At 59.2% G+C, this 10,430-nt stretch carries 6 protein-coding genes; 5 read left to right on the plus strand and 1 reads right to left on the minus strand.

Annotated features, from left to right (window positions below):
- Positions 1 to 246: 246 nt before the first annotated feature.
- From X738_RS76545 to X738_RS76565, 5 genes are all read left to right on the plus strand, one after another.
- On the plus strand, positions 247 to 1,224 hold the full coding sequence (locus X738_RS76545; RefSeq protein WP_023803312.1) for a helix-turn-helix transcriptional regulator: 978 nt from the start codon (positions 247 to 249) through the stop codon (positions 1,222 to 1,224).
- A 160-nt stretch (positions 1,225 to 1,384) separates the two neighbouring features.
- Entirely contained in the window at positions 1,385 to 2,512 is a 1,128-nt protein-coding gene (locus X738_RS76550; RefSeq protein WP_023803313.1) for a metallophosphoesterase family protein, read from the plus strand.
- On the plus strand, positions 2,509 to 5,127 hold the full coding sequence (locus X738_RS76555) for an AAA family ATPase (protein ID WP_023803314.1): 2,619 nt from the start codon (positions 2,509 to 2,511) through the stop codon (positions 5,125 to 5,127). The genes X738_RS76550 and X738_RS76555 overlap by 4 nt, the downstream gene beginning before the upstream one ends.
- Positions 5,127 to 8,468, plus strand: a complete 3,342-nt coding sequence (locus X738_RS76560; RefSeq protein ID WP_023803315.1) for a TM0106 family RecB-like putative nuclease — start codon at positions 5,127 to 5,129, stop codon at positions 8,466 to 8,468. The genes X738_RS76555 and X738_RS76560 overlap by 1 nt, the downstream gene beginning before the upstream one ends.
- A complete protein-coding gene (locus tag X738_RS76565; RefSeq protein WP_023803316.1) occupies positions 8,465 to 9,133 on the plus strand; it encodes a HEPN domain-containing protein in 669 nt (222 codons plus the stop codon). The genes X738_RS76560 and X738_RS76565 overlap by 4 nt, the downstream gene beginning before the upstream one ends.
- Before the next feature lie 174 nt (positions 9,134 to 9,307).
- Here the strand turns inward: X738_RS76565 and X738_RS76570 are convergent, their stop codons facing one another.
- Positions 9,308 to 9,817: a hypothetical protein gene (locus X738_RS76570; protein WP_023803317.1), complete on the minus strand. Its 510-nt coding sequence runs from the start codon at positions 9,815 to 9,817 to the stop codon at positions 9,308 to 9,310.
- Positions 9,818 to 10,430: the final 613 nt, after the last annotated feature.

Here is a 10,430-nt window from a genome sequence, read left to right on the forward strand (position 1 = left end):
CGCTGTTCATGTGCAGGGTAGACGCCGCCGAGCAACACCAGCAAAATCGCTCAAGGCGCGCGACCCGGTGAAGTTGGGTGCCTAAAACCGCTAAAGACAGTGCAAGTGCTGTTAAGATATTATTGCGCGGTATTAAATGAGGTCGCGCTGCCCTGTGAGGAGCGAGCAATCTGTGTTTTGTAGAGCGACCTCTATTCCCGTCTCCCGACGGGCCATACGAGCATTCCACGGGTTATCGGAAAGATCATGTCCTATTCCAAGGCAAAAGAACTTCTCAGACTGGCCGATTTCGCTTGCTCGAGGTTCCGCGGTGTCAGGCTAACGGATATCTGTGAGCATTTCGAAGTAAGCCATCGAACTGCACAGCGCATGACCTCAGCGCTCTCCGAGGCGTTTCCACACGCTGTAGAGATCGCCGAAGATCAAACCAGAGAACGGCGCTGGATCGTTCGCGAGGTCCCACTTGCTAGATTGCGGCTTTCCGGGGATGAGGAGCTCGAGGGGCTCGAATTCGCGATTTCCCGACTTCGGGAAAGCGGTGACTCAAGGCAGGCCCGCGCTTTGGCTAGCCTTCGTGACCGTCTTCTGGCCGCGCTGCCGGTCAAAGAAGCACGGCGCGCGGAAGCTGATGCGGAAGCAATGCTTGAAGTTCATGGAGTTGCAGCAAGGCCCGGGCCATTCGTTGCCGTGGCACAGGCCGTAACCGACGCAGTGACCGCAGCGCTTCGCGGACCATACAGGCTTCGCTTCAGCTACAATGACAGTCTACGTCTTGTTGAACCTTACGGCGTTCTTCTCGGTGCGCGGCGCTACCTCGTCGGGAGGCAACCCGATAAAGGACTGAAGCTTCGGCATTTCCGCTTTGACCGAATCAGAGCAGTCGAAGTGACGGACGAATGGTTCGCGCGAGACTTCGATTTTGATCTTGCAGCCCACGCGGCGCGAGCGTTTAGCTCGTTCCAGGACGACAGCCAGTTCGGTGAGGTCGTGTGGCGCTTCGCTCCAGAAGCGGCCGATCGCGCCGCGGAATGGCGATTTCATCCCAACCAGCAGGTGCGCCGGACGGTCGATGGGGCACTTGAGGTGCGGTTTGAGGCCTCTGGCTGGCTTGAGATGGCGTGGCACCTTTACCAATGGGGAGATACTGTCGAAGTCATCAAACCCAAAGAGCTCGCTGATATCGTTTACATGGCCCGAAGGGCTGATTTTGATGCACTTCCCTGATTAATGTTCACAGTTTGTTCGATAGTTCAATCCCTTCAACGTTCGTCAACGTTCGTGACCATCCCCCTCCATGACAGCTTCTGACACCCTCGCGTGATATCTCATGTGAATTCGGATCGCTCTTTTGGCTCCGGCTCAATCTGGCTCAGGTGATCTTCGCATGTTTCGTTTCATTCATTCCTCCGATCTGCACCTCGGTCGCAGGTTCGGCAACTTTCCGGAAGACGCGCGCGGTCGCTTGGTAGAGGCTCGGCACGCGGCGATCGGACGTCTAGCCGCTTCCGCACAAGATCACGGTGCAAGCCACGTGCTGCTCGCAGGAGACGTTTTTGACACGGAAACGCCTTCTGACGCCGTCTGGCGTCACGCCTTGGCTGCGATGAGCTTCGCACAAGGCATTCAATGGTGGATTCTTCCCGGGAATCACGACAGCCTGGCCGCTGAGGCTCTCTGGGGTAGCGTGCGCACCCATGCGCCGACAAACGTCCATCTTCTTGGTGCGCCGGAACCAGTCGAAATAGCGCCGCGCGTGGTTCTCCTGCCCGCTCCTGTGCCTCGTCGCTTTCCCGGCCGCGATCTGACAGAGTGGATGCCCCTTTGCGCTACTCCTGAGGACCACTTCCGGATTGGGCTGGCACATGGCGGGGTTCTTTCATTTGGGTCCGAGGACGGCGGGGCCGAGATCATACCGCCCGATCGCGCCAAGTCTGCTCGACTCGACTATCTTGCGCTTGGTGATTGGCACGGACTGAAGCAGTTCGGCGATCGCACTTTCTACTCTGGCACGCCCGAGCGCGATCGATTCAAGCACGGCGGGCCCGGCTCTTGTCTCGCTGTCACCCTCATGGGTCCGGGCACAGTGCCCCAGGTCAACGCCATTCAGACCGGCCAGTTCGACTGGCGGGAAGCACCACTTGCTCTCACACCTGCACAAGATGCAGTGGCTGCGTTGGAGATGCTGCTGCCGGCCGAAGGCAGGGCGAGGCGCGACATGCTTCTCAGAATTCGAGCCGCGGGTTGGGTGAGGCTGCCAGCGCGCATGGCTCTCGCGCGTGCCGCAGAGCTCGCAACGCCCGAGTTCTGGCATTTCGAATTCGACGATGCAGATCTCGCTACCGAATGCAGCCTGGAGGATCTCGATGGAATTGCGTTGAGCGGCGCGCTGCGGCTGGCGGCCGAAGGTCTCCATCAGAGGTCTGAGGACGCGGCAACGAACCCCACGGATCGGGCGATCGCCGCGGCGGCACTTAGGCGCCTTTACAACTATGTGCAGGGAGAGGCGCAATGAAGCTCGTCGCGATACGTCTCGATAATGTCCGACGGTTCACCGACCCCGTTGAGATCACAGGTCTCGGCACCGGGCTGAACGTCCTCTCGGCCCCGAATGAGAGCGGCAAGTCGACCATTGTAGATGCGCTCCACGCGCTCTTTTTCAAAGGCTACAGGTCGTGGGACAAAGAGGTAGCGAGTCTTGCGCCGCATGCCGGTGGCGATCCTCAAGTGGCGGTCGAAATTGAAATCGGCAACAGCCGCTTCAAGGTGGAAAAACGTTGGAACAAGACGCGCAAGGGCGAGGCCAAGGTCTTCCGCAACGGGGTGCTTATTAAGCAGGCGGACGATGCCGAGTCATGGCTCGCCGAAGTGCTCAAAGCGCCAAAGGAAGGAGGGCCGGCCGGCCTCCTCTGGGTGCGGCAGGGCATGACTAGTCTCGACGAAGGCGAATCCGCCCATTCAGCACGGCGCGACTTGCTCTCTTCAGTCACCGGCGAGGTCGAAGCAATGACCGGCGGGCGTCGCATGGACGCGACGCGGGACCGTTGTCGGCGGGAACTCGACCGCTACGTGACCAGCAGCAGCGGAAAAACGAGAGTTGGCGGTCCACTAAAGCTCGCCGAAGACGAGGTCTCGGCTCTCGATCGCCGGCGCGATGGGCTCGTCATTAAGACGGCGTCTCTATCCGCGGAACTTGATCGCCGGCGCAATCTGAGGCGCGAACTCGCCAGCCTTGAAGACGGCGAGCAGGATTCCGGAAGGATGACGCGGCTCGCAGATGCGCAGGCCACCTATGACGAGGCATCCCGCCATGCAGAAGCGCTTGAGCGAGCGATCGAATCAGAAAGATCGAAACGCCTTGAATTGGAACGAGCCGAGGAGAGGCTTGCAACAATCGAGGCCGCGCTTGCTGAAGAAAGGAGTGCCGGAGCCGCCCTTGAATTGGCCAACGCTGACGCCGCCATCAAGGACGAGCGGCATCGTGAGGCTGAGGGTGCGCTCATCGAGGCGAGAAGGAGTTTCGACAAGGCGTTCTCATTGGCAGAAACTGCCTCTGACATCCTTCGAAGGGCACTACGTGCTCAGACATGCGCCGCGACAGCCGAGCGGCGGGAGGAGCTTGCGCTTCGACTGGCCCAGGCCGAAGGCTTGCGGACGGAGCTTGAGAAAGCCGTAGCGGACGCCAAGGTTGGCCTCGCAGACAAGGTGCTGCGTCAATTGGAGGACCGGGCTGGAGAGGTCCGGGTTCTACGAAAGGCGCGCGAGATCGAGGCCGTCGCACTCACGATGAGGTATGCCGTCGGACGAACAGACGGTGTCGCGCTCGACGGTCAGCCGTTGCCCGACGGAAATCGTGTGGCAATACCCGATGGCGCCACGCTCGAGATTGACGGCGTTGGATACCTAACTGTCCACCCCGGTGCACAGTCCGCCGCCGATACGCTTGCGGTAGCCGAGAAAGCCCTTGCCGACGCACTTGATGCGTCTGGCTACGAGACCATGGAGACCGCGCGAGCAGCAGCGCATCTCCGGCTTGAGGCCGAAGCGCGACGCCGGAATGCTGAACACGAGTTCAATGGAGCGGCGCCGAATGGAATCGAAGCTTTGCGGGAGAGTATTGCGCGCCTGCCTGAACCCGTCGAAGCGGAACCCGAACTTCCGAGCGCAAAGGAAGCTCAGGAGGCCGAAGTAGCAGCGAAACAAGCTCTTACAGACGCAACCGACACGCTTGAGAAAGCCCGTTCTGCGTTCGAAATTGCGCAGACTGCAGCCGCCCGCGTTGCCGCAGCTGCGGAAAGCGCAGCGGAGAGGGTCTCCAGGGCACACTCCGCGCTCTGCAGCTTCGAAGATGCCGAGGCCGAAAAAACGAGCCTCACAAACGAGCTTGTCGGCCATCGGACCACGTTGGCCGAAGCGATTCGACAGCGCCAGGCGATCTTGGCTGTGGCGCCTGATCTCGAAGCGGCGAAGGCTGGGCTACAACGTGCACAATCGGTCATCACACGCGTCGAACAGGACCGCCAACGCATTCGCGTTGATCTCGGAAGGTTGGATACGGCGATCGACATGCATGCTGCGGAGGCCGTCGAGGAAGACCTTGCCGACGTTGAAATCCGACTAAAAGCAGCGAGGAGGAGACTTAATGAGATCATGTTCGAGGTCTCGGTCCTGCAGACGGTGGACGAGGCGCTTGAATCCGCTCGAACAGCTGCACGTGACCGCTACGTTGAGCCGGTCCTGAGGGAACTCACGCCACTCATCCAACTGCTCTGGCCCGAGGCCGAGCTTCGCTTCGACGCCGAGAAAGTCCTGCCGACGGCTCTGGTTCGAGCCGGAACGGAGGAAGACTTTGACATCCTGTCGGGCGGCACTAAGGAGCAAATAGCGCTTCTCGTGCGGCTGGCCTTTGCTCGAATGCTGGCGAAGTCAGGTAGCCCCGCACCAGTGATCCTGGACGACGCGATCGTCTACACTGACGACGACCGCATCGAGCGCATCTTCGACGCCTTAACGCGGCAGGCACAAGATCTGCAGATCATCGTATTTTCATGCCGACAGAGAGCCTTCCGAGATCTCGGAGGCCGGAGCCTGGCAATCATTGGACTGGAACCTATGTTAGATGCCGCGTGATGAAACGCGACGGAAATGGGCTTCGCCTATCGGCCTCAGATTTGATGCGGTTCATGGCCTGCCCGCACGCTGCACGCCTAGACCTCGCACATCTCGCCGGCGAGGGGCCGCAGCCGGCGGATGACAGCGAAGACGCGGCCCTGCTTCAAAGATATGGCGATGCGCACGAAGCGGCCCATCTGGTGCGGCTCGAGACAAGCGGAAAGCGCGTCGCCAAAGTTGAAAAGGATGGGATCGCCTTCGATGATGCTGTCAAAGCGACCCTCGACGCCCTTCGAAGTGGCCCGGACATTGTTTTCCAGGGAGCACTAGAAGGAGGCATGTGGGGCGGATACTCCGATTTCCTCGAACGGGTTGATTTGCCCTCGAAACTCGGAGGATTTTCCTACGAAGTTACAGACACCAAGCTGAAGCGCAAACCTGCCCCGGCTCATGTCTTACAACTCGTGCTTTATTCCGACCTGTTGGCAACCACCCAGGGCCGTAGTCCAGAACGAGCACACGTGGAGCTTGGTGACGGCACGCGTTTCAGTTTCCGTCTCGCGGAATATGCTGCGTATGCTGGCGCTGCGCGAGAGAGGCTCGAGTCTTTCGTTGTCGAACCAACGAAGACCCGGCCTGTGCCTTGCGCAACTTGTAATCTCTGCCGCTGGCGCGAACATTGCGCTGGAGAGTGGGAGCAAGGGGACAGCCTTTTCCGCGTTGCGGGCATGACAAGGGCCCAGGTGGAAAAGCTTGAGGCAACCGGCATCACAACGATGGCCAATCTCGCCCAACAACGAGGCCGCGTGCCGAAGATGGCCGAGGCGACACTCGAAAAGCTCAGGACTCAGGCAGCGCTGCAGCAAGAGCGGAAGAGTGGCGAACCGACCTATGCCCTGCGGCCTCCGCTTCCCGGCAAGGGCTTCGACCTGATGCCCCGGCCCCATCCGGGCGATCTCTACTACGACATCGAAGGTGACCCGTTCTATGCTGAAACCAACACCGAAGGCCTCGAATACCTACACGGCATTTGGGATGGGAAGGCTTTCAAAGCGTTCTGGGCTCATGATTTTGCGGAGGAGAAGGAGGCGATTGTTGCCCTTTTTGACCTCTTCGAGCAGAGCATAGCGCAGAACCCGCAAGCTCATATCTACCACTACGCATCATATGAAATCAGCGCGCTTCGCAAGCTCACCACTCGGCATGGCGTCGGCGAAGCGCAACTCGACCAGTGGCTGAGGGAGCGCCGTTTCATCGACCTCTATGCCGTTGTTCGGGGAGGTGTCTACGCATCCGAACCATCCTATTCAATCAAGGATTTGGAGGCTTTCTACGATCTTTCCCGCACAGGCGAGGTGAAGACTGCAGGCGGCTCCGTTGTAGCTTACGAGAAGTGGCGTGAAAGCCGTGACGCCGCCATCTTGGAAGAGATCGAGGACTACAATCGAATTGACTGCGTCTCGACGGAACGGCTGCGCAATTGGCTGCTCGAAATCCGGCCGGACGGACACTGGCTGGAACTCGGCGAAGGCTTCACCGAGAAGTCCATAGAGGCCGAAGCCGAGGTCGACGATCTCGCCGAGTTGCTGCTCGAATCCAGCCTAGCCGAGGACCGTCGGCGACTCTTGTATAACCTCGGCGTTTTCCATTGGCGCGAGCGCAAACCTGCTGCATGGGCTGTCTTCGACGCCGCTGCGAAGGATTTCGAAGAGCTCTGCGATGATATGGAATGCCTTGGCGGCCTGGTCGCTGACGGGCCGCAACGGCCGGTGAAGAGGTCGAATGAGCGAGATTACCGATATCCGCCACAGGAGACAAAGCTACGGGCAGGCAAATCCTCGCAGTTAGCTCTCGAAGGCGGTTTCGGCCAGGTCGACATCACATCGCTTGACCGGGGTGCTCGCCGGGTAACGCTGAAAATAGGGCCGAGCTCCGGCGAGACGCTGCCGGACCGTCTTGATCTTCTTCCAACCTTCGCACGAGATGCCAAACCCATCCCTTCCGCGGTCCGCAAAGTTATCGAGGACCAGTGTAGAGGCCGTGTGAACACGGCGGCCGAGGATCTCCTCTCACGCAATCCGCCGCGCTTCAAAGGTGCATCACCGCTTCCCCTGGATGAGGGGGCAGATCCCCTCCGAGGAACAATAGCAGCCATTCGGGCGATGGATGCGACAGTCCTGCCAGTCCAGGGCCCGCCCGGCACAGGCAAAACGTATGTCGCCGCGCGTGCCATCCTGGCACTTGTCAAGGACGGCCATCGTGTCGCCGTCTCATCCAATAGCCACGAAGCCATTCGCAACGTCCTAATGGCCTGCGTAGATGCGCTTCGCGATGACGCCGACGTCGGCCTGACACTTGCGCAGGTCCAGCTCGCCCACAAGATTGGGTCCGACACTGGCGAGGCACCGATTGGTTACGAGGCCATCGCCAGTGTGCGGAACAACGACGATTCTGCACTTGAAACAGCACAGGTAGTCGGCGGGACAGCGTGGCTGTTTTCGAGAGGCCAACTTGAGGGCGCGTTCGAATACCTCTTCGTCGATGAGGCTGGGCAGGTTTCTCTCGCAAATGCGGTCGGAATGTCGAACGCGGCGAAGAATCTTGTCCTTGTAGGCGACCCACGCCAACTCCCTCAGGTAATCCAGGGTGCGCACCCTGATCCGGCAAATCTCTCTTGCCTCGACTGGGTTCTCGGCGAAGGGCAGAACGTTGCGCCGGACCGGGGGATTTTCCTTCCTGTCACTCGTCGCATGCATCCCGAAGTCTGCAGCTTCATTTCATCGCAGTTCTACGAAGGTCGGCTGCATCCACACGAATCGACGTCGCGGCAAGCAATCCATTCACCGGGCCTGCCCAATGCCGGCGCGTGGCGGATACCGGTGACCCATCGAGGGCGCGCACAGGAATGCCCTGAAGAGGTCAGTGCAATCCGTGAGAAGATTGACCTCCTGCTTGCCGGAGAATGGACCAACAGTGACGGTTTGGTGCGCCCGCTACGGAAGGACGATATCATCGTTGTCGCTCCTTACAACGCGCAGGTGAACGCCCTAGCCGAAGCTTTGCCGGACATGAGGGTAGGAACCGTCGACAAGTTTCAGGGACAGGAAGCGCCGGTTGCCATCGTGTCAATGACGGCCTCTTCAGCGGAAGAAACATCACGGGGCATCGAGTTCCTTTTTTCCCGCGAGCGGCTCAATGTCGCCGTGAGCCGCGGCAAAGCGCTGAGCCTCGTATTTTTTTCGCCTCGGTTTCTGCAGACGTCGTGTTCGACCGTCGAGCAAGTTCGTCTCGTGAACACGCTCTGTGCACTTCCCGATATGCCTGCAGCATACGATGAAACGGACGGAATGAATCGATGAAGGACAACGCTGCAGCTCGCCTTAAATTCGAGGCGCTCAAGGAAAAGCAGCGTCACCTCCGGGCAGGTTTCGCTGAGAATTTCGGGCTTCGCGTCCACCGGTCGATCAGTTGGATCGGACGGGCTGAAGACGAAGTCAACGATCCCGCTGCGGCGTTCCTCTTCCTCTGGATTGCATTTAACGCAGCCTATGCGGACGAGCGCGACGTGCGAGGTGAACGTGAGGCATTCGCATGGTTCTTCGGAATGCTCCGCGACCTCGACAAAGACCGCCGTATTTATGACGCGGTCTGGACGCGCTTTCCCGGCCCCATCCGGCTGTTTCTGGAGAATCGCTTCGTCTTCGGGCCATTTTGGTCTCGCCAGAATGGGATCGATGGCTACGAAGACTGGGAGCAACGATTCAATGCCGCCAGGCGCGCCTTCCACGGCGCGCTGATGACCCGCGATACGGCCAATATTCTCTCAATGCTATTCGACCGCCTCTATGTGCTCCGCAACCAGCTTGTTCACGGCGGCGCAACTTGGAACTCGAGCACCAACCGTAACCAACTTCGCGACGGCGCGGGCATCCTCGGGTTTCTCGTCCCCATCATAATCGACATCATGATGGACAACTCATCCGCGGATTGGGGACGACCATTCTACCCGGTTGTTGAGAACTAGACCCGTGTTACGCCGACAAAGGCCTAACGGCTCCAGCATCCTCACTCGGTATCATTGCGAACGGTCCAAATCGGAAAGGGCTGCCCTGAATTAGGGGGATACGCTCTCATCAAAATGACCTCGGCATCAGATCAAACGCTGAGCAGTGCGAACCCAAACCGAGCTCGGTATAAGCTATTTAGCGCGGGCGACGGCGCGGGCCAGGCGATCATCCAGGCTGGCCATCTGCTCCCGCTCCCGCTCCAGGCGCTCGAAGATGGGTAGGTAGGCGAGACCATGCTCGCCCTGCGCCCGCATCAGAAGAGCGAGCGTGGCAAGGGCGTCGTCTATCCGTTCAATGGTAATTTCGGTCATCGCTTTCGGCTTTGTCTTCATATGCCCTGCCGGAAGCCCTTCTAAATGCCCGTGACTTGCTAGGGTTTGGATGGCCTGCGTGAGCATTGCATCAAACTGCTGGCGAATATCTTTCCGATCATTGATGGGCATAGTCGTCCAGACGGCCCTGTCTGCATCGTGAACTTGGATGCCATATCCACTTGGAACCTTTCGCCTGACCACCGTCCCCGACGCTCTGTAGCCAAGTCTCCGTTCGCCGCTCGCATCTTTCGCCTTCAACTCAATCGACCACTCCAGCTCTGGTGTGATCTTGCAAAAGAACAAAGGCCCATCGTGTTTGTTCGACATCGTCTCATTACCTTCCTTTGGGAATAACTCTAGCGCCGCGGCTTACGGCGTCCTGCTTTGCGCGCAAATCCCAATAGCTCTCTCGGCCAACAAACATGCACGCAAGCTAATGTAACTGCAATATCATCTGCAGAATTAGTTTTGGGAAACGGGGCATCGGCGCTTGCTTGCATTGTTGCACTAGGCGATGTTGCCGCTGGGCAAGCAATAAACGGGGGATGGAAACCGTGAAGCGATTCGTTTTGTTGATGTCGATGTTCGCTGGCGTGGCAGGGTGTGCCACACCCCCTGACAAGATCGCAGGTGTTCCGAATGCCGGCCCTTGCACACAGGCGGACCGAGAGCGTTTGGCCATCGTATCAAATCAGCAAAACAAGGCTGTGTCCGGCGACGCCTTGGGCGTATTTCTTATAGGCGTGCCCGTCTCCTCTATGTCAGGAGGCGACCACGAAACCGAGATCGCAATTCTCAAAGGGCGTTGTGGCGCGCCAAAAACCTAGTCCGCCCTGTCATGGTCTGAGGGTTGAGTCCCGTTGGCTCATTTCGCGGGAAGATCTTCGGCCGTCGACGCTTCGATGCGTTCGGCTACCAGCTCCTGCAAACGCCACAATTG

This window comes from Mesorhizobium sp. L48C026A00 (assembly GCF_000502375.1).
GTDB classification, from domain to species: domain Bacteria; phylum Pseudomonadota; class Alphaproteobacteria; order Rhizobiales; family Rhizobiaceae; genus Mesorhizobium; species Mesorhizobium muleiense.